We start from the raw sequence: 26,200 nt of genomic DNA on the forward strand, positions 1-26,200 counted from the left end.
CGGGGTGGGGCTGAGCCGGAATGTTGTGCCTGGTTGTGCCCAAGCCAAGGGTGATATCGGCCCGTCGGCTAATCTCTTTGCGGTGGCTCACGGGCCGCGGGCGGGCCCCCCAAGCGGGCTCGGAGTCTGATGAGGTCTGCCACGAAGGGGCGAGGGAGGGCTTGTGCCGCGGGATAGGCGCTGACAAACCAGCCGGCGTGCATGCTCCCCTCGTGCGCCGGTTTCTCTTGCTGCTGGTGATACTGGGCGTGGCCGCGAATCACGGCGGCGCCGCCGATACGGAGGAGCGCGCGGCGATTCGCGATTTCGACTTGGACACCGCAGGCCGGCTGGGGCGCGCCATTTATGAGCACGATCGCCTGGCGTGGGTCGCAACCGACGTGATGCTTGCCCAGGTGCCGAAGACGACGCTCCAAAAGGAGAAGGTTTCCGGCTGGGTTGTGGAAACGGCACCGCATTCGGCGCTCGTGCGTTTCCTGCGCGCCGCCGAGGGAGGCGGCCAGGAGGCAGCCTACGACGTGGTGTTTGAGAAAAACGTGAAGCCGCGGCTCATGGTCCCGGAGCGGCGAGCGTTGACGGTGTCGCAGCTCGCGCGGGCGAAGCGCCTGTTCACGGCTACGAAAGCATTGGCGGGTCGACCCCAGTGCCCGGGCCGGTCGAACGTGGTGGTGCTGGATGATCCGAGCGGCGACGGGCTGATCGTTTACGTCCTGCGGCCGAAAATGAAACCTGAGGAGATTCCGGTCGGCGGCCACTATCGCGTCATGGTGACCGCGAATGGCGAAACGGTGAAGCAGGTGGATCAGTTGTTCGCGTCCTGCCTCACGTTGAACCGGCCTGAGGGCGAGCACGCGGCGGAGGCCATGCTCTTCATGAGCCACATCGTCTCACCGCGGCCGCTGGAGACGCACGTGTTCCTGTCGCTGCAGGAGAAACTGCCGTTCCTGGTGATGACCGGAGAAAAGGAAATCTGGGAGGTGAAGGAGGGGCGGATCACCCTCTCGAACATCGACCTGGAGGCGGCACCTCCGGCGGCGAAGCCCTGAGCCAGGCGGGGCGCTGGCGGGCGGCGCCCCCCACGAGATCGGCGTTGCGCGCGGTTCAAGGCGTGGCGTGATGGAGACCATGAAGCCCCGTTTTCTTTCCTGGTTACTCCTGGCCCTGTTGGGTGTGTCGCTCGTCCGCGCGGAGGGCGCACCGACGCCGCGGCCGGACCCGCAACGCTACGCGAAGGAAATTACGGCGTTTGCCGCGCAGGCTCCCGAGAAGGGCGGGATCGTCTTCACGGGGAGTTCGAGCATCCGCCTCTGGAAAACGCTCGCGGCCGACTTCCCCGGCCTGCCCGTGCTCAACCGCGGCTTCGGCGGCAGCGTCGCGAACGACCTGATGGTTCACTTCGAGACCGTCATCGCGCGGCATGAGCCGAAGCTGCTGGTGCTCTACACCGGCGGAAACGATATCAACGCCAAGCTCACCGTCGACGAGGCGATGGCTGATTACGTGGGTGTCCTCGAAAAGGTCCACCAGCGGTTCCCGGTCACGCGGGTGATCATCAACTCCGTGAAGGTGTCCCCGCGCCGCATCACCGAGACGCCCCAGATCCTGGAAATGAACCGCCGATTGCAGGCGTGGACGAAAGACCATGCCTGGGTCCGGTACGTCGACACGACCTCGTACCTGATGGATGCGAATGGCCAGCCGCAGCCGAAGTACTACGTGAAGGACATGCTGCACCTGAACGCCGACGGCTACGCCGAGTGGCGCAAAATTCTGTTCCCGATCGTGGAGGAAGAGTGGCGCGCGGTCCGAAAAGGCTGAAGGACTGAAAGGCTGAAGCCGGAAGTCGGAGGCCAGAGGGCGGAAGCCGGAGGCCCGAAGCCAGAAGCCGGAGGTGCGTGGTGCGTTCAGGACATCCAATCCTCGGTGCCCTCCTCGGAACTCGGTGACCTCTGTGACCCGCCTTCAGATCGGTCTGATCGGTCGGATCACTCGATCTCGCGGACGCGAAAAAGGGCCGGGGGATTCCGGCCCTGAGGTTGGCGCCCGAAGCTCTCGGGCGCGCGTGCGGCGATCGGCTTACTCCGGCGTGCCGAGCTTGTCGTGGAATTCCGTGCCTTCGGGCCGGTCGTTGCGCTGGTTGACGCGGGAGCGCGTGCGCTCGATCAGCATGCGGTCGAGTTTCGCGACGAGCAGGTCGATCGACTTGTACATCTCGTCACTCGCCACGTGCGCAATCAGGTCGGGTCCGCTGATCTCGATCCGCCCGGTCGCGACGAAGCGTTCGGCCAGGTCCTTCGCCGGCCGGAATTCCAGGTCGAGCCGGATGCGCAGGATACGCTGGTGGTGCACCAACAGTCGCGCGGCCTTTTTCTCCGCCGCGGCGCGCAGGGCCGGGGTGATCTCCAGGTGGACGCCGCGCACGATGATATCTCCGGAGCTCGAGGGGACTCCGGCCGTTGAGGAGGACGTTGGGTTGTTCACAGAGGGAAAGACGTCACACCCCCATACTTTGTTCACTGGAAAAGGCTTCGGCCAATTCCAGCCGGACGGTAATGCCGGCCGCTGGCGGTTGCGCCCGCGTGCCGGCGCTTGCCCCGCCCCAGCGGCTCAGCTGCACTCGGCGGCTTCGATGAACTCCCTTCCTGACGTGGTGTGCAAAGCCTTCGCCGAGCGCGAGGGCGTGGTGATCCTTACGACGGTCGACGCCGCCGGCGTGCCGAACTCCATTTACGCCGGCAGCGTGCGTGAGCCGGGCAACGGCACGATCGTCATTGCCGACAATTATTTCCACAAGACGCGGGCCAATATCCACGCCGGGAGCCTGGGCTCACTGCTGTTCATCACCAAGGAGCGCAAGGCGTACCAGCTCAAGGGCCACTTCTCGTACCACACCTCGGGGCCGCTGTTCGCGGACATGAAGAGCTGGAACAAGCCCGAGTATCCCGGCGTCGCCGCCGCGGTGCTCCACGTGGACGAGATCTACAGCGGCGCGGAGCGGATCGCCTGATTCGCGCCGGCGTCCCCGCGCTCAGTACAGCAGCTTCCAGTTCCGCGTCGGCTCCGCGGGGATCTCGTGGTGCCGCTCCACCCAGCCGATCATGAGGTCGCGGATCTCGGTGCTCGAGCGGTCGAGGACCTTTGCGCCCTTGAACATCGTGTACCCGCCGCCGCCATTGTACCGGTAGTTATTCGTGGCGAGGCGGAGCTTGCGCGCGGGGTCGAGCGGCGCGCCCTGGAAGGTGAGATTGAGGATGCGATCGCCCGGCGGCCGGCGCAGGTCGATTTCGTAGGAGACGCCTTCGGCGATATCGAACGCGTAGCCCGGAATGTTGGGGTCGACGAGCTGCGCGGGCGTCTTGCCCGCCTCGTACGGTAGGAAATAACGCGCGGCGTGCTCGAGCGCGGCCTTGAGCTGCGCGCCCGTCACCTCGATCACGTAGAGCGTGTTCTCGTAAATGTAGATGCCGGCCAGGTCGCGGACCGTCACGGGGCCGGCCGGGATGCGCGCACGGGGATTGAAGTTGGCCGCGAGCGAGACGTCGGCCTTGCCCGCCTCGAGCTGGGCGCGGTGCACGAGATCAAGCAGCGCGGTGTCCTCGAAGTGGCCGCTGGCGGCGGAAAGCGGCTGCGCGCAATGGCCAATGGCGCGGCTGAGCCACGCCTCGGTTTCGGCGTGATACGGCGCCGCGAGCGCGAGCACCGCGGAATCGGCCGCAACCTCCGGCCCGGTGGCGAGCGAGCGGGCGTCCCGGGCCAGCACGGACCAGGCGCCGCCGTCTTCCCGGGAGAAAGTCAGCTCCACGCGCGCGAGGTGGTCGGCCCAGCGGCCAGCCTGGCAGAGGAGCACGCCGTTGACCACGAGCGCGGGAATGTCGCGGTGCGAATGCCCCAGGAACATCACGTCCACCCCCGGCACCTCGCGGGCGATGCTGAGCGCGGCGTTCTCGCCGTCAAAGTCCCCGGGCCGGCGGCGGCCGGTGGCGAGATCCTCGTCGAGGCCGCAGTGCACTGCGATCACGACGGCGTCGACTTTTTCGCCCTCGCGCAGCCGCGGAACCCACTTTTTGGCTTCGCTGACCAGCGGACGAAATTCGAGGCCGGCGTAATTCTCGGGGTTCTCCCAATTCGGGATGGCGGGCGTGGTCAGCCCGAGAATGCCGATGCGCACGCCGCCGATCTCGCGCACGACGTACGGCTGGAAGGCAGTCTCGTCAGTGCCTACGCGGTACGTGTTGGCCGAGACCCAGGGGAAGCTGGCCTCCCGCCGCGCCTTCTCGAGCACACCGAGGCCAAAATTGTACTCGTGGTTGCCGGGCGTCATCGAAACGTAGCCCAGCGAGTTCATCACGAGCATCATCGGGTCGGGCGGCGTGTTGTTCTTACGGTTGTGAAAATACGCGAGCGGCGTGCCCTGGATGGTGTCGCCGCAGTCGAGCAGCAGGACGTGGCGCGACTCCTTGCGGACTTGGGCAACGAGCGTGGCGATCTTCGCCAGGCCGAGGTCGGCCGGCTTGTTCGCGTAATAGTCGACAGGGTAGATCCGGCCGTGGGTGTCGGTCGTGGCGAGCAGCGTGACTTGGGTGCGTTCGGGCGCGGCGAGCGCGGTCCCGGCAAAGACCAGCGCGAGGAGCGTCAGGAGGCGGCGGGAAAGCGGGAGCGAAGCGGGCATGGAAGCCGGCAATGAGAACCGCCCCGCTCCCGTTCGCAAGCCGCGCCCCCGGGGTGCCGGGGGGCGGTGTCGCGTCCCCGCCCTATCTTGCTCCTACTCTTTCTCTTACTCTTGCTCTCGATCCGTCAGCCTCACTCCAGCGCCTTCGCGCGCAGCAGCGCCTCGAGAAAATAGTAGTCGGCGTAGGCGAGCGGCACATCGATTTCCGAGTTCTTCGGCTTGTGGCCGGTCGCGTGCATCAGCAGGAAGCAGCCGTTGCCGCCCAGCGGGGCGCGGTAGGCGGGCGAGGACATGGCGCGGAGCTGCTCGAGCGCGGCCGCCTTGTACGTCGCGGCCGGCCCGGGCTCCACGTATCGGGCGAGTTCCAACAACGCCGAGCAGGTGATCGCGGCGGCGGAGACGTCGCGCGGCGCGCGCGGAATGTCGGGCGCGTCGAAGTCCCAGTACGGGATCTTGTCCGCCGGCAGGCGCGGGTGGTTGAGGAAAAAGTCGGCGATGCGTACCGCCTGTGCGAGGTACTCCGGCCGCTTCGTTTCGCGGTACATCATTGTGTAGCCATAGAGCCCCCACGCCTGGCCCCGCGCCCAGCTCGAGTCGTCGGCGAAGCCCTGGTGCGTGCCGCGGCCGCGGACTTTGCCGGTGGTGACATCGTAGTCGACCACATGGAAGCTGCTGGCGTCCGGCCGGAAGTGGTTGCGCAAGGTGGTGTCCGCGTGGGCGAGCGCGATGGCGCGGAAGCGGGGCTCCTTGCCGGCGTTGGCAGCCCAGGTGAGCAGTTCGAGGTTCATCATGTTGTCGATGATGACGGGGTACTGCCAGGTGCCGTGGTCCCAGGAACGGATGGCGCCAACTGTGGGATTGAAGCGCGTGGCGAGCGAGGCGGCGCCGGTGAGGAGCACCGCGCGGTAGCGGGGATCGTTGGTGAGGCGCAGGCCGTTGCCGAAGCTGCAATAAAGCATGAACCCGAGGTCGTGCGTGCGCTTCAGGTCCTTGGCCGGCTCAACCAGCGCGGTGTAGCGCTCCGCCGCCTCGCGCCAGCGCGTGTCGCCCGTGCCCTCGAACAGGTACCAGAGCGAGCCCGGGAAGAAGCCGCTGGTCCAGTTGTCGAACTTCGTCACCACGAGCTGGCCGTTCTCCCACGTGCGCGGCAGGCCGGGCTGGCGTTCGAGCTGCGCGAGCATCTGGGTGTACTGCGCCGCGGCGAACTCGAGGTTGTCCTTGATCAGCTCGCGCAGCGGCGCGGCGGCCCAGACCGGGCGCAGGACAAAGAGCAGGGCGAGGGTAACGACGGCGCGAAGAGGAAATCTCATGGCAGGTCCCGCCAGGGAATCCGCCGGCGCGACCCCGCGCAATGGGCGGGGTGTTGCTATCGTTAAGCGGCGCCGACGGGTAATCGCGGCGCCGCAGGGCGTGAGTGCTTACGGGGCCTTGGGCTGCACCGTGAGCGTGACGCTGCCATGCTTGCCGGGGGCCGTGACCGCGTTGAGGACCTCAAAGGTGAGGACGACCTCGGGCAGGTGTTTGACCGTCTTCACCTGAACGAGCTTGGTGCTGTGCCGCGGGAGCGTGAGCACGTCCGCGTTTTCGTGGAGCGTGTACGCGCTGCGGTTCTGCAGGATGAAGTCCACGTCGCTGGTGTTCTCGAGCTCCACGTTGAGGACCGAGGTGACAACCGGCTTGCCCGTCCGGGCCAGCACCGCGTAGTGGGCGGACTTGGACACGATCGAGACGCCGAGGAGCGGCTCCAGCCACTCGGGGCGGCCGACGAGCGTGTTCGCAAACCAGACGACGGTGCGCCGGTTCACGAGGGCATCCTTGATGCCGGCTTCGCTGCGCTCCTTGACGAAGACCAGGTTGGTGGGCCGGTGGCTGCCCTCGTACACCCAGGCGGTGATGCTGTGAATGTCGCTGTTGCCGAGGATCGTGAGGTTGTGGTCGAGCGCGATCTGCAGGGCCTCGTCGGAGTAGGTGTCCTCGTTCACGATCTCGATGCCCTGCAGCAGGCCCTCCTTGAGGAGCTGGCGGTGGAGGTCGGACAGCCGCGCGACGCCGTCATGTGCCTGCACGATCCAGTGCGGATGATTCCAGAAGACGAAGCAGTCCTGCGCGCGGGCCGCCCGGTAGGCGTCGATCGGCTCCTCCTTGTAGAGCGCGGCGGCGTCCTTCGCGAAGATGGCGTTGCCGTGGCCCGGGGGCATCGAGCGGGTGATCTCGGTGCCGCGGATGACGATCACCTTGTTCGCCTTGGCCGCCTCGAGGGCGAGCGTGGCGGAGCGGTTGGCGTCGGCCGCCGTGGTGACGTCGGCGCTGAAGCGCTGCTTCTCGCGGTGATCGGTAATGGCGATCGCGTCGAGCCCGTCACGAGCGGCCTCGGCGACGCGCGTCGTGGGCCAGACCTGGCCGTCGGAGAAGACGGTGTGAATGTGAAAATCGCATTTCAGCACCTCGTACCCGGCGGGGTTGCGAAAGCTCGCAGGGCGCGGTTCCGCCGGCGCGGCAAGAAGGGCGGACGCGCCCGTCAGGGCGACGACCGTGAGAAGAAGGTGGCGCGCGCGGCAGCGGCGGGCGCAGGAAAGCGGAAGGGGTCTGCTCATGGGCAGGAATGAGACGCCTTTGGCGGCGACCGTGCCAGCTCTGAGCTGCAAAAATGCCTATGCGCATAAAATACAACGCTCGCCAACGCCCAGGCCGCCGGCAGTGTCCGGGCACACGCTTTGCCCGCAGCCAATTTCGGCTCCTGGCTCCAGGCGGCCGGCTTTTCACAGGGACCGAAAGCCTGGCGCCGGGAGCTGTCCCCGGGGGGGCGGGCTGAAATTTCGCCATGATGCACCCGATTGCCTTGCTGTCGTCCTCTGCGCGCCGCGCCCCGCGCCTCACCGTTGCCTCGTGCCGTCGCTGCGCCTTGTTGGCCGTGCTGGCATTTGTGGTTGGCGTGGCCGGTGCGGCCGAGCCCATCCTGGGAACCCGCCCGGGCTACACGCGGCGCCGGGTGAAGGAAGTGCCGAACGACCAGGCGTTCGGCCTGCGCATCTGGGCCCCGGGCCTCGATGCCGGCTACATCCCGCAGGGGCTGACGACGTTGGGCGGGCGCTTCCTGGTGTCGGGGTACTACGACATCGGGGAAAAGAAGCAGGCGCACCGTCCCTGTATGGTGTTCCAGGTCGATCCCACCAATGGCGCCGTCACGGGGCAGTTCGATCTGCCCGAGGAAATTCATCACGCCGGCGGCTTGGCGGCCGACGCCGAGGCCTTGTACGTGGCCGATCTCGGCGTGCTGCTCCGCGTGGATGTGGCCCGTTCCCTGGCGGAGGGGCATGCGGTCGTGACCGGACGCCGCGAGGTGAATCGGAAGATGGGGCCGTCGTTCCTCGCATTTGGCGACGGCGCGCTCTGGTTCGGCCTGTTCGTGCGCGAGCCGGAGGCCCACCCCGAGTTGTTCGCGGTGCCGCTCGCCCGCATTTTTCGCGCCGGCGCCGAGGAGCCGCTCCAACCGCGTGACGCCCGCCTGCAGATTCCGTTACCAGTGCTCGCCCAGGGCGCGGCGGTGGATGCCGAAGGGCGCGTGTGGATCAGCGCGAGCGTGCAGAAGTCGGGCTGGCTCTACCGGATCGATACGAGCACGGGGCGCGTGATGCGGAAGTACGGCATGCCTGGGGGCATCGAGGACCTGGCGCACGTCGGGGATGCCCTTTGGGCCGTTGGCGAGTCCGGTTCCCAGCGCTGGGTCGACTCGCCCATGTTCTTCCCGCTGCTCTTCGAGATTAATCCGAAGGAGCTCGTCGCCGAGTAGGCCTGCGCTGCGCTAATGCGGAATGATGAATGCAGAATGCGGAAATATAGGGGTGCACCTAGGAACCGCGGCAGGAAGCGGTCATAGCGGCCGAGCGCTTAGGTCTTCCTAATCCGTCAGATCGGTCCTACCGCGGCGTCCTCGGCGATTGCGCCGCTTCGGCTTCCACCTGGCTGCGCCCGAGGAGCGACTCACCTGCGGGGCCGGAGGGCGGCGTTTGTTCTCTGCTAAGGAGGGTGCCATTCCTTGCGCAGGTTTCGCCATCCGGGGCTGGCGCCGCGGACGGGCGACGAAGGACAAAGACGCCGAGGTCGCCGTCGCCGGTCCGGTTGAGTTGCCGTGCGAGTCGGACTTTGGCCCGTCGACCTTGACGGTCCAGGTCCATTTCGGGCGCGATCATGGGCACGTCGCGCGCGTAGCGCTCGCTCATGATGATCGACTTCTCGTCGCCGTCGTATTCCGCGTGAACGAGATCGAGCCCGGCTCGCTCCGCGAGGATGGTCATGCCACGCCGCGAGGGAATGGCGAGGTGGCGCGGCGCATCGAGGTTGAACCAGTTGGCGCCGAAGCGTTGAGCCAGGTGACTTCCAGCGACCGGGATGCGCACGAGGATTGCGCCGCCGGGGCGGAGTTTGGCGCGCGCGAGGGTCAGGGTCGCGAGCGGATCGGCCACGTGTTCGAGCACGTGATTGAACATGATGACGTCGAACGTCGCCTCGACTTGGGCCAGCTCCGCCCGTTCCACGACTAGGCCGGGCTCGCGCACGGTGTTGCCGGTGAAGGGATCGACTCCGCGAAGATTGGAGAAGCCCCAACGACGCATCCGGTAGAGCAGCCCGCCGCTCCCGCAGCCCACATCGAGCACCGCGGCCTTGGTGCTCGCGCTGCACAACCGCAGCCAACGCAGGAAGGGGTACTTTCGTACGAGCAGACGGCTCGCGCGCTCTGCGATGCCCGAGCGCGACGCCAGCAGCCAGCGGGCAAACTGACCGCGCACACCGGTGCCTTTACGCTTTGGGCGGGCCGGCGCCGCGAGCGAATAGTATTGTCTCGGGTAAAACCGTCCCAAGTCCGCCGGTACCGTGAGCAGATGCAAGCTGCCGCAGTGCGGGCACTCCGCGTAGGAGAAGACTTCCCGCCAACCAAACATCATCTCGCGCGCATCGACGCGCCGAAACTCACCGACCGCCGCGCATATCGGACAAATCACAACCGCGTTTCAGTATCTAGGATGTCTTTCGGCAATGAGAAATTGCTATTGATGGCGTACCCGGTCGGCCCCACCTCGAAAATCCCGCGGGCGGTGGCTAATGTAAGTTTACCTAACAATAACCGGTTAGATTGCGGCAATAAGTTGCGCAACGACGGGCGTTAGCCGGAAACGAATTCTCGGTTGGGCACCGGCGGGTTGTGCCCTCCGCTTCGGCTCTGGGGATGGCCGCCGCCGGCGACCCCGGTCAGGGCACGACGTAGATTTCTAGCAACGCTTCGCCGCCGGCGGTTGGGCTGGGCGTCGCGACGGTCGCGGTGTACTCGCCGGGCGGGAGCGTCAACAACAGCACGGCGTCTTTGCTGGTGCGGGGCAGCGCAAACGCGCCGAGCTGGCCGCCGATTTGCGCGATCGCGTCGGCTTCCGGCTGCGTGCCCCAGTTGTCATTCTCGAAGAGCTTCGTCTGGCCGCGAAACACCGCGAGCACCGGGTCGGCGAGCGGGTTGGGCACGTTGAGTTGGGCGAGGGTCGGCCCGACTGCGCGAATCAACACCCGGCGCGGCTGTCCGGTGATCACGAAGCCGCCGATCAGCGACGGCGTGAGCCCGGGCGCGACCGCGCCGCGGCTGGACAGGTTGACCACGTCACCGGTGGCGAGCTGAGCCTGCGGGTCCGGTTCGACCTCATAGTAGAGCAGGTTGCCGACCTCGATCGGAGTGCCGCCACCCGCGAGGCGGAAATTGGCGCGAGCCTCGGCTCCCAGCTGCCCGTACGCAAACCACGCCTCGGTGAACACGACGATCTTCCCGAGCGCTGACGCCGGGACGGCGATCAACGGGGAGGGGTTGTCGCTGTCGATCGTGAGCGTGCCGTTCGCGGCCAGTCGGCCGCTTTGGAAGTGCCCCTGACCGGAGTCGTCCCGCAGGAAGCGGGTCACCCCGATCTCGAAAAGCCGGAACGGCGCGGCGGTGAGGGCGGAGCTGGCGGCACAGGCGGCGCCAAGCAGGAGGAGAAGGCGGAGGAGGTGCATGTGAAAAGGAAATGCGCCCTTAGCACGGCGCATTCCATGCGCACGTAGCCAATTCAAAATGCTGACTGAAAGCAAGTAATGAGCGCATGCGTCTTGGACGGCCGGCTTGCACAGGTCTGTTTCTGGGATTCGGCCGTTCCGGATCCGAGACGGCAGCCGCATCGTATCCGCGCCGTCGAATGCACGTTGCCAAAAACAAGGCAGCCCGCCGCCGGCGAACCGGGGCGGGCTGTTGGGTGTGGGGGGAATGGGGATCGCGCGCGGCGGCGCTGGCTCAGGCGGCGGGTGCCGCGCCGGCGATGGCAAGCGAGAGTTGGATTTCCTCGGACACCTTGTCGGTGTACTCGCCCGCCTGGATGCCGTAGTCGGCGCGGTTGATCGTGAACGTCGCGCGTAGGACGAGCAGGTCGCCCTTCACCTTCGGGTCGTTGACGCGCGCACCGAGCTTGTCGGCGAGGTAGGTCAGCGTGACGGGCACGGTGACTTCCTTGCTGACGCCCTTGACGGTGAGCGTGCCGGTGACGTCGGCCTGGGTCTGGTTGCCGTTCTGGCGGACGTTCGCGAGGCGGGTCGCCTCGAAGGTGATCGTCGGGTGCTTCGCCACCGCGAGCCAGTTGTCGCTGTGGAGGTGCTCGCGCATGACCGGGTTGCCGACCGTGAGCGACGCGGCGTCGAGGACGATGCGGCCCGTGGTCGCGCCGGGATTGGTGGGATCGAAGCTAACGGTGCCGCTGATGCCGGTGCCCGTGCCGCTGATCGACTCCAGGGGAGCGTCGAGCTTGAACTGGACGTTGTTCACGCCCTTCGGGTCCTTGAAATCGAAGGCGCGGGGAGCGGCGGAGGCGGAGACGGCGGCCACGGCAAACGCCGCGACGAGGAGGTGGATTCGGGTGGTCATGATGGGAAAGGAGAACGGTTGCGGATCAGGCGTGGGTGGGGCGGCGGCGGAGCAGCAGGCTGGCGCCGGCAAGGACCAACGCTGCCACGGCGGCGCCGGCGGGAATTTCGAGGCCGGCCACGAAGGTGTCTTCGCGCAAGGGGTATTCGATGCCGGTAACCTCATCCTGACGCAGGGTGACGCGGCTCGTCTGCGTCCAGCCCACATGCCGGCCCGTGGCGAACCACGTCGCGACCCCCGCGAGGAGGATCACGAGGGCGGCGAGCCGGAGGCTGCGGATGAAGCGGCGGGAGCTGAACATGCCGCCAGTGTACCGGCGGCCAGCGGATCTGCCTACTGCGCAGACCGCCTCGCGGCCATGCAAGCCGCGCATGGCCCACTGGCGGAGGAGTTTGTCTGCGGACGAGCGAGCCTGGGCGAGCCGTAGCACCACGTCCGCCGCCGGACCGGCGAGCGTAGGAACGGCGGCGCATTCGGCCGCCGCCCGCGCTCACGCTCGACCGTGGTCCGCGTCACTTCACCTCGAGCGTCACGCTCTCCGAGTGGCTGTTGAACTCGGGGGCGTACATGCACTGGATCTCGGCGATGCCGGACTGGTACCGCCCGGCAAGCTGCACGCGCACCGAGTACTCGAAGACGAACGTGCCCTTGCGCAGGTAATCGATGAAGAAGTGCGAGGCGGTGTCTCGCGTGCTTTCGTAGTACGCGAACCCATCCTGGTACTTGTACTGGCTGAGCACGTTCACCGGCTCCGTGCCGCTGCCGCGCTGGTCCTTCAAGTGCACGAACTCCAGGTCGCGGTCGGTCCGGAGTTCGATCCGGACGACGAGTTCGTCGCCCACCGCGAGCGGCCCGGTGATGGGTTTGAGTTCCGGACCGCGGCTGGTGTTTTCCTTCACGTAGAGCGTCTTCTTCAGCCGCAGCGGCGTGCCCTCGTGCGGCGTGACCTTGCTGATGTCCTCAAGGTACTGCCAGTGCACGGCACCCCAGCTCACGCCCTGGTCGGGCTTTTCCACCGTGATTCGGCCCATGGCGGGCTTGATCTCGGCGGGGGTGAAGCGGTGCTCGTAGAACCCGGTGCCGGCCTCGACCTTCTCCGGTTTGATCTTCTCGCCGCCGAGCGAGAGCTCGACGCGGGCGTCGCTAGCCAGCCGCGAGGCGCCGCCACGGAGCAGGAGACCATAGATGGCATCGGCGGTGGCCTTCGTCGTGCGCCAGTCCTGTGTCTGCTTCTGTTTCAGGAGCCACACCTGGCAATCCTCGACGGCCTGCGCGTCCTGGGTGACCTCGGCGAACATCTCGATCATCAGCGCCTGGGTCTCGATCGGCGCCTGGTACCACCACCAGCCGCCTTCCTGGTCGCGCCAGAAGCGGCCGAACTCCTCGTTGGTGACGCTGCGTTCCTTCAGCGAGCGGACGATTGCCTGGGCGGTCGTGGCGTCACCGAAGCGCTGCAGCGCGATCGCGAGGTGCGCGAGCGTCTGCCGCGAGTTGATCTTGGTCCAACGCTTGCGCGCCTGCTCGAGGAAGTAGGCGATCGCGGGGCGGTTCTGCTCGGTGATCGGCTGGTCTTCGAGGAAGAAGCTGCGTCCGTACAGGTAGAGCGCGTCGTAGCTCGAGGGCACGTAGTTGGCGAAGTCGCGCGTGCCGTGGAGCTTTTCGTAGAAGCGGCGATGGCCGTCGTCGAGTACGCCGAGCGTCTTGCGCGCCGGGGCGATGTCGACGTCCACCCCGAGGTGCCGCAGCCGGCCGAAACCGGTCGTAATGTAGAGCGTGATGAACTCGCTCGGCTGGCCGCCGGGGAACCAGGGCCAGAAGCCCTCGCCAAGTTGCTGCTCCGTGAGTTTTTGGAGCGTACGCGTGGATTCGTCGTTGAGCCGGTTGTCGTCGAAGAGCAGGCCCACGTTGCGGCGCGCCTGGCTTTCCTTCGCGGCCTGCCGGACCCACGGGGTCTCCTCGAGCGCGACCGACTTCAGCTCGGCGTTCTTCTCGAGCGGGCTGTCGAGCGCGGGTGTGTTCTTCCACAGGTCGAACACGCGGCGGATCTTCGGATCCGACTTCGCGATGTGCCGCGCGAGCGCGTTGGCGTAGTAACGGTTGAACACCTGTTCGCTGCACTCGTACGGGTACTCCATCAGGTAGGGCAGGGCCAGGACGGCGTACCAGGCAGGCTGGGACGTCATCTGCGCCGTGAGCGACTGATGGCGGAGCGTGTCCGAGCCGCCCGAGGCGAGGAGCTTCGGGAAGGTAAACTCGCGCGTAGCCGGGCCGCGGATCGGCAGCGGCAGCGACTCGGTCACGAGCACGCGCCGGCTGAGCATGGGCAGGTTGCCCTCCTCGCCGTCGCTCAGCGCGCCGGTCGACGCGACCGCCTTGTAGGTCAGGAACCCGAGCCCGTCGGGCACGGTGATCCGCCAGGTGATGGCGCGGGCCTCCTTGGCGGGAAGGTCGAAGGACTTTTCGGTCTCGCGGTTGCCCAGCGCGGCGTCGGCCGACTGCAACGTGGCGGCGTCGGCGAACGTCAGCCGGATCTTCCCGCGCTGCGGCTGCTCGCTGAGGTTGGTTACCTTGACGCTGAACTCGACGGTGTCGCCCTCGCGGAGGAAGCGCGGCGCGTTGGGCTGTACCATCAGGTCCTTGGCCGTGACGACGCTGTCGGTCAGGAACCCCGAGCGCAGATGCGCGTCGTGGGCAAAGCCGAGGAACCGCCAGCGGGTGAGCGCCTCGGGCATCGTGAACACGATCCGCACCTCGCCGTGTTCGTCGGCGAGCAGGTGCGGGAAGAAGAAGGCGGTTTCCTGGAGGTTCTTGCGCGCGGTGACCTGGTCGAGGTCCGGCGCGGCGGGGCGACTCTCGGGGGCGGGTCGGTCGATCGTGGCGCTGTCGTAGATAACCGCGCCGACGGAGTTCATCTCTCGCTTGAGCGAGGCGCCCTTCCCCGCCACGGCCGCTGGTGCCGCGGTTCCGTACAGGTACCCGCGGTCCGCCGCGCTCGCCACGGAGAATGCGTTCAGGGTGATAAGCTCATTCTCCGGCCCGTGCAGGATCTCTTGCGGGAAGGCCCGGTAGCGCCAGCGCGCGTCCTGTTCCCGCGGAGATGGGAAGCCGTGGATCATGTTGAGCAACGTGATCTGGTTCTGCAGCGACATGCTCACGCTGGAGTACTGCTGGCGGAAGCCCGGGAACCGCTCCGGCCACGAGTTCAGCCGGTACTGGTCGAGCGAGGCGTCGTAGAGCGCCGCGACCATTTCCGCCGCGGTTCGTTTCGCGTCGGGCCCGGTGACGATCGCGGTCCACGTCTCCTTCTCGCCCGGCAGCAGCTTCGAGCGGAACCGTTCCCACTTCACGTTGAGCTGCCGGTCGGACCACGGGACCTGCACGATCTCCTGGTGCGCGTAGACGCGATTCTCGCGCACGAACATGACGCGCAGGGCGACGCCGCCGCGCATGTCCTCGGTCACCGGGAGCTCGATCTTCTGCTGCGTGCGGCCCGCCGTCGTCCAGTAACTGCGCAGCAACTTGCCGGCGCACTCGAGCTCCACGAAGGCGCGGCCGGTGTCGTATCCGGTTCCCCAGATCGCCGTGAAGGTCTGCCCCGGTTCGACCGACCACGTCGGCGCGGCGAGGAAGTCCGGCTGCTTCACGCCGTAGCGCGAGCTCTCCGGGTCGATCACCTCGACGGTGTGGCGGCCGGTCACTGGTTGCTCGAAGCGGTCCTTCGTCTCGAGGTCCGCGCGGTAGATGCCGGCCGGGAGTTTCGCGGTGAGCTCCACCTTGCCCTTGGCGTCGGTGGCGAACGGCAGCTCCTGCATCACCTCGCCTGCCGCCCAGCTGTCGGGCTTCATCGGATCGAAGGGCGGCTCCTCCGGGCCGAACCGGAACCACGGCCGCGATGCGTTCAGCGCGGCGCGCTGCACGTGGTCTGGCTGTTTCAGCGCGCGAAGGCGCACCGTGCCGCGGGCGGGCTGCGGGTCGCCGTCGAGCGATTCGGTCGTGACCGTGAGCTTCACCGGCTGCCCCGGCGTCTGCCAGTCTTCGGCGGTGACCGTGGCCCGGAGCGCGGTATATCCGGCCCGAACTGCCCGTCGCGTGGAGCGCGTCTCGCCGGAGACGTCGGTGACATCCGCGTGAACCGAATACACGAAGACGGGCTCGAGCTTGCGGGCGACGCTGCGGTCGGCCGCGGCGGTGAACTCGATCTTGAACGTGCCGTCGTTCTCCGTGGCGGCCGTGCCGTGCGCGATGGCCTTGGCTTCCGGCGGCTGCCACCACCAGCACCACAGCGGCATCTGCACGCGGCGCTCGACGCGCCATTTGACCTTTGCGCCGCCGATTGGGGCGCCGGTGTAGGCCGTGGCCTTGCCGGTGAGATGGACCGGCGCGTCCAGCTTCGCGGCTTCGGCCGGCGCCTGCAGCGCCACCTCGAATTGCGGGCGCTTGTACTCTTCGACGCTGATCGACGTGGCGCCATTGGGCCCGCGGTGTACGGCGAGAGTCATATTCCCGGTGCGCCGGCCGGATGGTGCGGTGAAGGTGCCGCTGAAGGAACCGTACTCATTGGTCCGGTGTTGGGCGGTGCTGATCTCCTCACCATTGGCGTCGCGGAGCACCACCTCGACGCGTTCGTCGGGGAGCGCGGCGTAGTTGGCGTCGGCCGGGGCGGCCTCGAGGCAGATGCCCTTGTAGTGGATCGTCTGCCCGGGGCGGTAGATCGCGCGGTCGGTGAAAAAGAGCGTCTGCAGCGTAGCGCGGCGATCAGCGCGGTCGCGATTGCGGCCGGTGTAGATCGGGTGCAGCGAGGACACCGCGTGTCCGCCGGACTCAGCCACCACGACGACAGGGCGATCGCGACCGTCCAAAGTGAAGCGGCCGTCCGTGTTCGTGGTCAGGTCGGGCAGCGGTTCGTAGATGCCGTCGTTGCCCATCAACCAACGGTGAATGACCGCGCCGGCGACAGGCTCGCCGGTGTCCGCGCGCAGGACGAAGCCGCCCGCTTCCTTTTCGCCGTTGCGTAGGACGAGCGCGAGGTCGCTGACCCAGAAGGGCGTGGCGCTGACGTGGTTCTCGCCCGGGGAGAGCGAACCGTTGGTGCTCGAGGCGAGGAGGTAAAACCCGGGCTTGAGTGTGGGCGGCGTGAGCCGCTCGGTGCGGTTGGTGAAGTCGGGCGTGGGCGGCAGGTCGGCGGACCACTGCACCACCTCGCCGGCAGGCGTGAGTTGCTGGAGCTGTTCCTCGCTGACGTTGCCGAAATTCCAGCGGGCCTGACCGAGGTAGTTGGAGAATCGGATGGGTATCGCGCGGAAATAGACCTTCTGGAGATTGCGGTACGTGACGTTCACCGTGGGCCAAGGTGCGTTCCATACCTGCTCGGTGTCGGTCTGGATCCAGGGCGCCTCGATCTCGCGGCGCACGTTGCGGCACATCGCGGCGCCGGGGCTATTGGGGAACGCGCGCTCGTTGCGCGTGACGACCGTGTGCGCGTCGGCGAGTCGGTCGTTGTTCTTCAGGAACTTTCCCAACTCCGCCTCGGCCAGCCGCGAGATCTCATGGGCGGACGTGCGGCTAATGAAAGCCTGCATCGCCGCCTCGTAACGGGCGTCCTTGTCCTCCCCGACGGCGGCGTTTCGGCCGTACGTGAGCCGTGCGAGGTCGGCGTCGAAGAACGCCGAGCGGTCCGCGTCGCGTTCATGGAAACGCAGCAGCTGCTGCAGCAGGTCGAGCGCCTTGAGCTGGGGCGCGCTCGCGTCGCCCGCCGGGAGTTTCCAGCCGAGAAACGCGGCGGGGTCATCGAAGACGGGACCGGCGGCCTCGACCGTAAAGCCTGCCTCCGCGGCAGTGGGCGGCTGTTCGCCGGCCTGATAGAAGCTGAGCGCCTCGTGAGCGAGAAAGTCGAACAGCGTGGGGCGGTACGCATCGGGCGTGAGCGCCGGCGCGAGCAACTCGTTATAGGTCGCGATGGGCGTGGCCTGGAGCGTTGGCGCATCGGCGAGCGCCGCCTGAAAATGCCGGTCGATCTCCTCCAGAATCCGCGCGAGGTCCCAGGTGTTGAGGTCCGACCCCGGCGATACCGCCGTCCGGGTGCGTTGCATGAAGCGCCAGCGGTTCTGCTGGAAGTATTGCCAGTACCGATGCGCGAGGAGGGTCTCGAGCACGGGCTTCATCTCCATCGGCGCGGTGGCGACGGCCGCTTGCAGCCGGGTGATATGCTCCTCGGGTTTGTCGCCCTGAATCGCACTTTGGAGCGCGATCTTCTGCGCCAGCGCGCGGATGGCCTCAGGCCAGGCCTTGGCGGCGGTGGCGCGGGCGATGATGGGCTCGAGCCGCTCGATCGCGGTTTGCGGCAGGCGCGCGTCGATGGCTTCCTTCACAGCCTTCCACTCGGGGGAGGTGGGATCAGCCTCGACCGCGGGGGCGGAAACAGGCGCTGTGACGGGTGCCGGCTTGAACCTCGGTGCGGGCTTGGACGACGCCGCCTGGGCGGCGGGAAGGAGAGTCAGGGCGAGCAGGACGGCGGCAAAAGCGGGGGAACGCAGGTGCATGGCAGAAAAGTGAGGTGGATTGCGACAGCGGGTTGGGCGGAAAGTCGCAGGGGAGACAGGTGGGCGCAGTATTTCGCGGCGTTGACGGGTGGCAATCCAGGTTAACGGCCGGCGCGTAATGTTCTTAGGGGTCTCGCGCACGCGACGACGGCGGTCGCACCGCGGGGGCAGATTTCCGCCGCCGAAAACCTAGACTTTGGCCGACCCGGTCGCACCATCGGGCGTCCATGCCAAAGATCCTCCTCGTTGCCGAAAAGCCCGACGTGGCGCGCAGCCTCGCGGCGGCGCTGCTGGGCGGCAAATTCGAGGGCATCGGACCCCACCGGGGCAAGTTGCCCACGGGCGAGGAGGTGTCCGTCGTCAGCGGTCGCGGCCACCTGTTCGAGCTCGCGCCCCCGGAGTTCTACGATCCGAAGTACGGCCGCTGGAACGTGCACGACATTCCGATCCTGCCCACCCCGGGACCGGCGGGGAAATGGGCCTTCCAGCAGATCGAGCGCGAGGACGGCGCGCGTTACCTCCAGATCCTTCGCACGCAGATCGCGCAGCACCACGGCGAGGAAATCGTCAACGCGTGCGACGCCGGGCGGGAGGGCGAGGTGATTTTCCGCAAGATCATGCGCGGCTGCGGCGCGCGGGCGGACAGCAGGTACTCGCGCGTCTGGGCCCAGGAGACGACCGAGGAGGGCCTGCGCGAGGCGTTCGCCACCCGGATGCCGTCCGCGAGCAAGAACGGCCTCGGCCAGGCAGGGTTCACGCGCGACGAGGCCGACTGGCTCGTCGGCATGAACATCACCGTGCTCGCGCAGAAGACCCTCCCGCGCGGCCACGGCAAATGGAAGGTCTGGAGCGTCGGCCGCGTGCAGACACCCACGCTGGCGCTCGTCGATACGCGCGACCGGCTGATCGCGAACTTCAAGCCGCAGCCGTTCTGGGAGGCGTATGGGGTGTTCGACGGGCTCGAGGCCAAAGCCGACCTCGATGCCTACGCCGCCTCGCCCGACCGGCCGAAGCTGCTCGGCGCGCCGGAGGTTAACACCGAGCGCGAGAAGAAGGTGTTCTGGCACAAAGCCAAGGCGGAGACCTTCGCGGCCGCCGCGCGGGCGCCTGATGCGTACGACGTGGCCGAAAAGAAGTCGGTCCGCACGAGCAAGCCGCCGCTGCCGTTCAACCTGCAGGAGGTCCAGAAACTCTGCGCCAAACAGCGCGGGCTCACCGGCACGCAGACGCTCGAGGTGCTCCAGTCGCTCTACGAGGCACGCAAGCTCCTGAGTTACCCGCGAACCGACAGCCGCCACCTGCCGACGAAGCTCAAGGGCCGGTTGCACGAGGACCTCACCGCCGTGCTCGGCCATCTCAAGGCCACGCAGCCCGCGCTGCACCTGTGCACGCAGGAGATGATGCCGGCGGCGATCGCGGAGAAGTCGCGGGCGTTCGACGACAGCAAGATCACCGACCACTACGGCATCGTTCCCACGGGCAAGACCCACAGCATCAGCGAACTCACGCCCGACGAGCGCTTCGTCTTCCTCGCGGTGCTCAAGGCCACGCTCATGGCGCTCGACGAGCCGTCCCGCGCCAACGTCGTGACGCGCGTGTACACGCAGAAGGACGCGTCTGGCCCGTACGCCCCCGCGGTGTTCAAAATTGCGCGCGAGGAGCTCGATTATCCCGGCTACCAGCGCTGGGAACGCCCCGACAACCGCAAGGAGCGCAAGCCGCCCCTGCGGCCCATCGAGGGCGGCGTGGCGCACCTCGCCGAGGTACAGTTGCGCCAGAGCCAGACGAATCCACCCGAGCCCTACCGCGACGACACGCTGCTCGACGCGATGCTTTACGCCGGCGAGTCGTTCGAGACCGACGACCCCGAGCAGCAGGAGGCGATGATCGACATCCTGAAGGACAAGGGCATTGGCACCCCCGCCACGCGCGCCAACATCATCGACACGCTCGTCGAGCGCGGCTTCCTTGAGCGGCAGGGCAAGAACATCGTCACCACCGAGAACGGCCGGCTCCTGATCCGCGAACTGGGCAAGCGCATCCCGGAGTTCCTCTCCGCCAAGCTCACCGCCGAATGGGAGCTGACGCTGAAGCAGATGGAGCAGGGGACCGCCGCGATGAACCGCGTGCAGTTCCTCGACGCGCTCCTGGAGAAAATTCTCGTGATGAAAGACGCCTTCATCCGCAGCTCGCAGCGGGTGCTCGACGTTGGCGAGTCGGTGCCGATCACCGACGGCACGCCCGTGGCCGACGCGCTCTGCCCAAAGTCAGGGCAACCCTTGCTCGATCGCGGGCCGTTCTACGAGGCGCCAGGCTGGCCCGGCCTGCGGCTGTGGAAGCGGGCCTTCGGACGGGAGTTTCCCGTGACGGAGTACGTCGCGCTGCTCACCGCGGTGCACGGCGGCAAGCCGTATCATGGCACCGGCCTCAAGTCCGGCACCGGGCGCGAGTACGAGGCTGACATCGGCATCGATCCCGAGGGCAAGAAGCTGTGCCTGATCCTGCCGGAGCCGACGAAGGTGAAGGGCGTGAAGTGTCCGAAGTCCGGCAAGCTCTTCTTCGACCACGGCAACTACTTCATCGCGCCCGGCTGGCCGCAGGTGCGGCTCTACAAGCAGGCCTTTGGACGGACGTTCACCGCGGCGGACTACGTGCCGATCCTGCAGGGCTGGGACAGTGGGACGATTCTCACGGTCGACGGGCTGGTTTCGAAGAGCGGCAAGACCTACCGCGCGAAACTGATCGTCGATCCGGAAACGAACCGCGTCCGGCTCGACCTGCCCCCGCGCAACGGTCCGGCACCAACGCCACCGCCCGAGCCGCCGGCGTCGATGGCGCCGCAGCAGCCACAGGAACCTCCGCCGGCGGTGAGCGAAGCTTCAGCTGAACCGCTCCCTCCCGGACCGGAACTTGGGGAGCCGCCCTCCGCGTAGCGTCGGAATTCCAGGCCCCCGAGCCGCCTTACAGGAGGCAACAGAGGCAAGGGATGGTTCAGACAGGATGATCGTGAGCCGGCACGACGCTCTGTCGCGGCCGGTAGCCGTGAGATGTGAACCAGAGAGACCCCGACGGCATAGTGGAGACCGGGCGAGACGGGCAGGACACTGAGATCACCGAGCTCGGAGGAGGGCACGGAGCGCAGCCCCGTATGGCTGATTCTCCTCCGTGTCCCTCCTCCGGCCTCCGTGCGCTCTGTGCCGAGAGCTAGAACGGGACCGGACCCTCAATCCTTCGAGAGAAAGAGAAAGAGTAGGAGTAAGAGAAAGACGTCAGCGGGGCTCTATGACCGCAACGTGACCGGCTTGGTCGGTGAGGAGGACTGCACCGTTGGCCAGGGGGCAGGGCGTGTTCAGCGCGGCGACGGCGAGCCGGTACTTCCAGCGGATCGCGCCCGTCTTCGCGTCGAGCGCGAGCAGGATTCCCGTCTTGGTGCCGTAGTACACGGTGTCGTCGCGCTCGGTGAGCATTGCCGTGTTGAAGTCGGCGCCGTACTCGGCGTCGGTTTCCCACACGAGTTCCGGCTTGGCGGAGGCGGTGCGATAGGCGCGGATGAACTGGCGCATCGCGCCGACGTACACGCGCTGCCCGTCAGCGGAGATCCCGATCGACTCGCGCGCGGAGTACGGCTCCTTCACCTGCCACACCTCGGCGCCGGTGCGGGCGTCCAGCGCGATGACCTTCTGCTCGGGATTGACGATGAAGACCTTGCCCTCGGCCGCGACCGGCCAGCACGCGGCAGGCGAATAGAAGCGGCTCTCGCGCGCGACTTTCCACGTCCACGCCTCGGCCCCCGTCTTCGCGTCCAACGCATAGAAGGTCCGATCCCAGGCGCCGAAGTACACGCGGCCGTCGTGGATCAGGGGGCGAGTTTCGATGTAACCCTGCCCCCCGGCGTGCTCCCAGCGCAGCTTGCCGTCGGCGAGCCCGAGCGCCCGGAAGCGCCCTTCGCTCGAGCCGATATAGACCACGTCGTCCGCCACCTGCGGACACGCGACGATCGGTCGCGCGGTCTTGAACTGCCAGCGGACGGTGCCGTCGGCGGCCTTGAGCGCGTAAACGCTGCCGTCGGTCGAGGCGACGACCACGGTGTCGCCGGCCACGCACGGCGTGGAGTGCACCGCGCCGCCGGTCTGGAACGTCCAGGCGGGTGCGCCATCGGCGAGCGCGAAGCTGCGCACCGCCCCCGAGGCGTCACCGATGATCGCGTGGTCGCGCCACACCACGGGCGAGGACACGATGGTCCAGCCGGTATCCTGCTGCCAGCGGCGGCGCAAGGGCGGGTAGTTTTGGGCGAAGCCGAAGCGCGGCCGCGGCGTCTGCGGCGCGCCTGCGAACTCCGCCCGCCGGTCGCGTAATGCGACCTCGTGCCAAGGCGCGGCGGTGGCGCCGCCGTGCGGGTGCACCGCGAATGTCATCCGGTCCGCGGATACGCGGACAATCGTGAACGCGCCGACGGGTGCCGTGGCGCGGAGATTCGAGCGCGCCATCACGCCCGGCACGCCCTCGTGGTCGAAGACGCGGTTGGCGTGGCCGTGGCCAAAGAGCGCCGCCTGCGTGTTCACGCGCTTGAGGCGGTCGAGCACCTCAAACCAGTTGGTGATGTCGGGATCGAGCGGGTAATGCGTGACGAAGACCACCGGCTCTCCTTTGGCGGCATCGCGCGCGAGCGTCTCGTCCAGCCAACGCAAGTCCTGCGGCGCGAAGTGCCCGTTGCCCATCCGCAACACCGGTCCCTCGTGCAGCCCGATGAAGCGGATGCCCGCATGCGTGAACGCGAACCGGTCCGCGCCGAATACGCGCGGGAAATCGGTCGCACCCGACTCCGACCATTTGCAGTCGTGGTTGCCGGGGATGATGTGCAGCGGCACGCGCAGCCCGCCGAGGATCTCCCGGGCACGCGTGAGCTCCGCGAGCGTGCCCAGATCGGTCACGTCACCTGACACGATCACGAATGCGAGGTCGGGCATCGCGTTGATGTCGCGCACGGCGGCGGCGAGATCCTCCGCGCCCGTGCGCCCCCCGACGTGCGTGTCGGTGAGCCAGGCAAAGGAAAAGTCCGCCGCGCGCCCCGGGGTCACGCCGAGCGTCAGCAACGCAAGCAGCAGGGGAAATAGGTTCAATCGCCGCATGCCCGCCACCATCGCGACGTCCTCCGCCGGTGTCACGTGTTACGTGACACTCCGGCCCCGCGCGCTCGCCACGAAACTGTCACGCAATACGTGACAGTTTCGCGGGGCGCCCGAGGGAGGCGTGCGGAAAAGTGTCACGTATTGCGTGACACTGACGGCCGGGTACGAGGGTGAGAGTGTCACGTATTACGTGACACTTTTGGCGCCGGGGCGGTGCGTAAAAAATCCATGGCGCTGCGGCGGCGGAGGCGACACGCTCGGAGGCTGAATCTCCCCTGCATGAACCCCGATGATGCTCCCGCCCCGACTCCCGGCGCCCGGCCGGGGTGCGAATACGCGGCCGCCTTCCTCCTGCTGCGGCTCTTCCTGGGCCTGCGCACGCTGCTGTCGGGCGTGGAGAAGTTCGAGAACCAGGGTACGTACGGCCTGGGCAACTACGCGCAGAACGCGGCGCACCTGGCCCAGGGCATCACCAACGCGTCGTTCCTGCCGCTGTGGTTGACGCGGGGATACGCGCTGGCGCTCGGCTACGGACTGCTGGTCGTCGGCGGCATGCTGCTGCTCGGGATCAAGTCGCGGCTGGCGCTGATGCTCGCGGGGGCGGTCTACCTCTCGCTCGCCTTCGGACTGATGGCGGTGCAGGAGGCCGAGGGCGTGGCCTGGCTGGCCATTCACATCGGCCTGATCGCGGGGGCGCTGGTGCTGGTACGCCACGAGCGGTTCGCGCTGTGGCCGACGAACCGATCCTAACCCTGGCGCCGCGATGTCCGCTTCGACGCCTCCCTCCGGCCCCGGGTGCACCCGGCGGCACTTTCTGAGCACTTCGGCGAAGCTGGGGACGGTGATCCTGGCGGCGCCGCACGTGGCGCGGGCGGCCGTCGGCGGCCCCGCGACGGTCAACGTCGCGCTGGTGGGCTGCGGCCTGCAGGGCCGGGTGCTGCTGAACGCCGCGTTGCGGATCCCGGGCGTGCGGTTTCGGGCGGTGTGCGACATCTGGCCGCGCAACCGGGTGCGGGCGGAGCGGCTGCTGGGCAAGTTCGGCCATGACGTGACCGGGTTTGAGAACCACGCGGAGATGCTCGCGACGGTGAGGGACCTGGATGCGGTGCTCGTGGCCACGCCGGACTTCGTGCACGCGGAACACACGAACGCCGGCCTCCGCGCGGGCAAGCACGTGTACTGCGAGAAGCTGATGGCGCACACGGTCGAGGCGGCGCGCTCGATGGTCCTGACGGCGCGCGAGACCGGAAAACTCCTGCAGATCGGGCACCAGCGGCGCAGCAACCCGCGGTACCGGCACGCGCGCGACCGGTTGGTCCGGGAGGCGCGGCTGTTCGGCCGGATCACGCAGGCGACGGCGCAGTGGAATCGGGCGGTGGCGGCGGACTTCGCCGTGCCGGCCACGCAGGCCGTGCCCGAGGCGACGCTGCAGCGTTACGGCTATGCGAACCTGCACGAGTTTCTGAACTGGCGCTGGTTCCGGCGCTATTCCGGCGGCCCGATCTCCGACCTCGGCGCGCATCAGATCGACATCTTCAACTGGATGCTCGGGGCGAATCCGAGCTCGGTCCTCGCGGGCGGCGGCGCCGACTACTACCGCAATCACGAGTGGTACGACAACGTGGTCGCCATCTACGAGTTTCCGACGGCTGACGGCGTCGTGCGCGCGACGTATCAGGTGTCTACCACCACGAGCGCGGGCGGGGGCTATCACGAGTACTTCATGGGGGACCAGGGCGCGCTCAAGATTTCGGAGGACCCCGCCAACACGGCGGTGTACCGCGAGGCGCATGCCCCCGACTGGGATCCGCTGGTGGCGAAAGGCCTGGTCGCGCGCCGCGGGTCGGGCCAGGCGGTCGCCCGGTATCCCTGGGAAAAGCCGCGGCCGGCGTTTGCGCTCCCGGCGCCGCGGAAGTCGGTGCTGGATGTGCGCGAGACCGCGGCGCTGGCCGCCTGGGACTTGCCCGTCAGACTCGACCAGCCGATTCACCAGCCGCACCTCGAGAACTTTTTCGCGGCGATCCGCGAGGGAACGCCGCTGGCGTGCCCGGCGGAGTCCGCCTTCGCGACCGCGGTGACGGTGCTCAGCGTCAACGACGCGGTCGCCGCGCGCCGCATGCTCACGTTGCGGCCGGAGGATTTCCTCGTGACGCCTTCGCTGCCGGGCCCGGCAACTCCGCCCGCATCCGCCTGACGGTCGGCTGCGTCTCGCCTTCATCATGTCGAACCTGCGCTCCACTCCGATCGTCTCCCTTTCGTTGGCTGCAATCGCCCTCGCCGCCCTGGCTCCCGGTGCCGCGTGCGCCGAGGAGAAGGTGCCGCTGAAGGTGGAGCTGCCGCCGCCGCTGTTCGTGGGCACGCCGGTGCCGGTGCAATTGCCGCAGCTGGAGAAGCCCACGCCGGGCAAGCGGCCCGATCTCATGGTGCCGGTGGGCACGAAACTGCTCTCCCGCAAGCGGCCGGTGACGAGCAGCGATGAGGCGCCGATCATGGGCGAGGCCAGACAGGTCACCGATGGCAACAAGAGCGGCGCCGACGGTGAGTGCGTGGAATTCGGGCCGGGCCTGCAGTGGGTGCAGATCGACTTGGGCGCGCCGGCCCGCGTGGCGGCGATCGCGGTCTGGCATTTTCACTCCGAGGCGCGCGTGTACCACGATGTGATCGTGCAGGTGTCGGACGACCCTGCCTTCAAACGCGGCGTGCACACCGTCTTCAATAACGATGACGACAACTCGGCCCGCATGGGCAAAGGCTCCGATCCGGCGTACATCGAGACCAACGAAGGCCGGCTGATCGATGCGCAGGGAGCGAAGGGCCGCTACGTGCGGCTCTACAGCAACGGCAACACCTCGAACGACCTGAACGAGTACTGCGAGGTCGAGGTCTTCGGCACGCCCGAGAAGTAACCCGGCGGATCGCCGCCGCGGTTCTCCCC

18 protein-coding genes are annotated in these 26,200 nt (G+C 67.6%); 8 read left to right on the forward strand and 10 right to left on the reverse strand.

The genetic code is table 11. From position 1 onward, the window contains the following. Positions 1-197 precede the first annotated feature (197 nt). Positions 198-1,046 (forward strand): hypothetical protein, encoded by an 849-nt coding sequence (locus tag DB354_RS09245; protein ID WP_146180168.1) that lies wholly within the window; start codon positions 198-200, stop codon positions 1,044-1,046. A 79-nt stretch (positions 1,047-1,125) separates the two neighbouring features. Then, entirely contained in the window at positions 1,126-1,818 is a 693-nt protein-coding gene (locus tag DB354_RS09250; RefSeq protein ID WP_158277451.1) for a GDSL-type esterase/lipase family protein, read from the forward strand. Positions 1,819-2,076: 258 nt separating this feature from the next. On the opposite strand, the gene raiA is transcribed toward DB354_RS09250, so the two are convergent. Next, on the reverse strand, positions 2,077-2,481 hold the full coding sequence (gene raiA / locus DB354_RS09255; RefSeq protein WP_158277452.1) for a ribosome-associated translation inhibitor RaiA: 405 nt from the start codon (positions 2,479-2,481) through the stop codon (positions 2,077-2,079). A 148-nt stretch (positions 2,482-2,629) separates the two neighbouring features. Here raiA and DB354_RS09260 point away from each other — a divergent pair, with 148 nt between their 5' ends. Beyond that, positions 2,630-3,007 carry a pyridoxamine 5'-phosphate oxidase family protein gene (locus tag DB354_RS09260; RefSeq protein ID WP_107835237.1) on the forward strand — a complete coding sequence of 126 codons (378 nt, stop codon included), beginning with the start codon at positions 2,630-2,632 and terminating at the stop codon, positions 3,005-3,007. Between the two features lie 21 nt (positions 3,008-3,028). Here the strand turns inward: DB354_RS09260 and DB354_RS09265 are convergent, their stop codons facing one another. From DB354_RS09265 to DB354_RS09275, 3 genes are all read right to left on the reverse strand, one after another. Then, complete coding sequence (locus tag DB354_RS09265; RefSeq protein ID WP_107835239.1) at positions 3,029-4,669, reverse strand: bifunctional UDP-sugar hydrolase/5'-nucleotidase; 1,641 nt, start codon at positions 4,667-4,669, stop codon at positions 3,029-3,031. Between the two features lie 131 nt (positions 4,670-4,800). Further along, entirely contained in the window at positions 4,801-5,979 is a 1,179-nt protein-coding gene (locus tag DB354_RS09270; RefSeq protein ID WP_199226822.1) for a glycoside hydrolase family 88 protein, read from the reverse strand. Positions 5,980-6,087: 108 nt separating this feature from the next. Further along, positions 6,088-7,263: an Sb-PDE family phosphodiesterase gene (locus DB354_RS09275; RefSeq protein ID WP_107835242.1), complete on the reverse strand. Its 1,176-nt coding sequence runs from the start codon at positions 7,261-7,263 to the stop codon at positions 6,088-6,090. 227 nt (positions 7,264-7,490) lie between these two features. Here DB354_RS09275 and DB354_RS09280 point away from each other — a divergent pair, with 227 nt between their 5' ends. After that, a complete protein-coding gene (locus DB354_RS09280) occupies positions 7,491-8,459 on the forward strand; it encodes a hypothetical protein (RefSeq protein ID WP_107835244.1) in 969 nt (322 codons plus the stop codon). Positions 8,460-8,586: 127 nt separating this feature from the next. Here the strand turns inward: DB354_RS09280 and DB354_RS09285 are convergent, their stop codons facing one another. The 5 genes from DB354_RS09285 to DB354_RS09305 form a co-directional block, all read right to left on the reverse strand. Beyond that, entirely contained in the window at positions 8,587-9,669 is a 1,083-nt protein-coding gene (locus DB354_RS09285) for a class I SAM-dependent methyltransferase (RefSeq protein ID WP_107835246.1), read from the reverse strand. Between the two features lie 247 nt (positions 9,670-9,916). Next, positions 9,917-10,699, reverse strand: coding sequence for a hypothetical protein (locus DB354_RS09290; RefSeq protein ID WP_107835248.1), 783 nt, complete (start codon positions 10,697-10,699; stop codon positions 9,917-9,919). 274 nt (positions 10,700-10,973) lie between these two features. After that, a complete protein-coding gene (locus tag DB354_RS09295) occupies positions 10,974-11,597 on the reverse strand; it encodes a YceI family protein (RefSeq protein ID WP_107835250.1) in 624 nt (207 codons plus the stop codon). A gap of 25 nt (positions 11,598-11,622) precedes the next feature. Next, positions 11,623-11,898 (reverse strand): hypothetical protein, encoded by a 276-nt coding sequence (locus tag DB354_RS09300; protein ID WP_107835252.1) that lies wholly within the window; start codon positions 11,896-11,898, stop codon positions 11,623-11,625. A 211-nt stretch (positions 11,899-12,109) separates the two neighbouring features. Further along, the gene (locus DB354_RS09305) at positions 12,110-18,136 is read right to left on the reverse strand and encodes an alpha-2-macroglobulin family protein (RefSeq protein ID WP_107835254.1); all 6,027 of its coding nucleotides are present in this window, start codon (positions 18,134-18,136) and stop codon (positions 12,110-12,112) included. 227 nt (positions 18,137-18,363) lie between these two features. Here DB354_RS09305 and DB354_RS09310 point away from each other — a divergent pair, with 227 nt between their 5' ends. Further along, positions 18,364-21,069 carry a DNA topoisomerase gene (locus tag DB354_RS09310; RefSeq protein ID WP_107835256.1) on the forward strand — a complete coding sequence of 902 codons (2,706 nt, stop codon included), beginning with the start codon at positions 18,364-18,366 and terminating at the stop codon, positions 21,067-21,069. Positions 21,070-21,405: 336 nt separating this feature from the next. On the opposite strand, the gene DB354_RS09315 is transcribed toward DB354_RS09310, so the two are convergent. Continuing rightward, entirely contained in the window at positions 21,406-23,301 is a 1,896-nt protein-coding gene (locus DB354_RS09315; RefSeq protein ID WP_107835257.1) for a PQQ-binding-like beta-propeller repeat protein, read from the reverse strand. 243 nt (positions 23,302-23,544) lie between these two features. Between DB354_RS09315 and DB354_RS09320 the strand changes: the two genes are divergently transcribed. Genes DB354_RS09320 through DB354_RS09330 form a run of 3 tightly spaced genes read left to right on the forward strand, consistent with a single transcriptional unit; the run spans position 23,545 to position 26,171 of the window. Next, on the forward strand, positions 23,545-24,015 hold the full coding sequence (locus DB354_RS09320; RefSeq protein WP_107835259.1) for a DoxX family membrane protein: 471 nt from the start codon (positions 23,545-23,547) through the stop codon (positions 24,013-24,015). A 13-nt stretch (positions 24,016-24,028) separates the two neighbouring features. Continuing rightward, positions 24,029-25,459, forward strand: a complete 1,431-nt coding sequence (locus DB354_RS09325; protein ID WP_107835261.1) for a Gfo/Idh/MocA family oxidoreductase — start codon at positions 24,029-24,031, stop codon at positions 25,457-25,459. A gap of 25 nt (positions 25,460-25,484) precedes the next feature. After that, positions 25,485-26,171 carry a discoidin domain-containing protein gene (locus DB354_RS09330; RefSeq protein ID WP_107835263.1) on the forward strand — a complete coding sequence of 229 codons (687 nt, stop codon included), beginning with the start codon at positions 25,485-25,487 and terminating at the stop codon, positions 26,169-26,171. The last annotated feature ends 29 nt before the right edge of the window (positions 26,172-26,200 follow it).

The organism is Opitutus sp. ER46, from assembly GCF_003054705.1.
In the GTDB taxonomy this organism is placed as follows: domain Bacteria; phylum Verrucomicrobiota; class Verrucomicrobiia; order Opitutales; family Opitutaceae; genus ER46.

Coding starts and splice junctions, on each gene's coding strand:
- DB354_RS09305 (WP_107835254.1), bottom strand. CDS start 18,136: ATGCACCTGCGTTCCCCCGCTTTTGCCGCCGTCCTGCTCGCCCTGACT.
- DB354_RS09280 (WP_107835244.1), top strand. CDS start 7,491: ATGATGCACCCGATTGCCTTGCTGTCGTCCTCTGCGCGCCGCGCCCCG.
- DB354_RS09325 (WP_107835261.1), top strand. CDS start 24,029: ATGTCCGCTTCGACGCCTCCCTCCGGCCCCGGGTGCACCCGGCGGCAC.
- DB354_RS09320 (WP_107835259.1), top strand. CDS start 23,545: ATGAACCCCGATGATGCTCCCGCCCCGACTCCCGGCGCCCGGCCGGGG.
- DB354_RS09260 (WP_107835237.1), top strand. CDS start 2,630: ATGAACTCCCTTCCTGACGTGGTGTGCAAAGCCTTCGCCGAGCGCGAG.
- DB354_RS09310 (WP_107835256.1), top strand. CDS start 18,364: ATGCCAAAGATCCTCCTCGTTGCCGAAAAGCCCGACGTGGCGCGCAGC.
- DB354_RS09295 (WP_107835250.1), bottom strand. CDS start 11,597: ATGACCACCCGAATCCACCTCCTCGTCGCGGCGTTTGCCGTGGCCGCC.
- DB354_RS09300 (WP_107835252.1), bottom strand. CDS start 11,898: ATGTTCAGCTCCCGCCGCTTCATCCGCAGCCTCCGGCTCGCCGCCCTC.
- DB354_RS09275 (WP_107835242.1), bottom strand. CDS start 7,263: ATGAGCAGACCCCTTCCGCTTTCCTGCGCCCGCCGCTGCCGCGCGCGC.
- DB354_RS09270 (WP_199226822.1), bottom strand. CDS start 5,979: ATGAGATTTCCTCTTCGCGCCGTCGTTACCCTCGCCCTGCTCTTTGTC.
- DB354_RS09290 (WP_107835248.1), bottom strand. CDS start 10,699: ATGCACCTCCTCCGCCTTCTCCTCCTGCTTGGCGCCGCCTGTGCCGCC.
- DB354_RS09265 (WP_107835239.1), bottom strand. CDS start 4,669: ATGCCCGCTTCGCTCCCGCTTTCCCGCCGCCTCCTGACGCTCCTCGCG.
- DB354_RS09330 (WP_107835263.1), top strand. CDS start 25,485: ATGTCGAACCTGCGCTCCACTCCGATCGTCTCCCTTTCGTTGGCTGCA.
- DB354_RS09250 (WP_158277451.1), top strand. CDS start 1,126: ATGAAGCCCCGTTTTCTTTCCTGGTTACTCCTGGCCCTGTTGGGTGTG.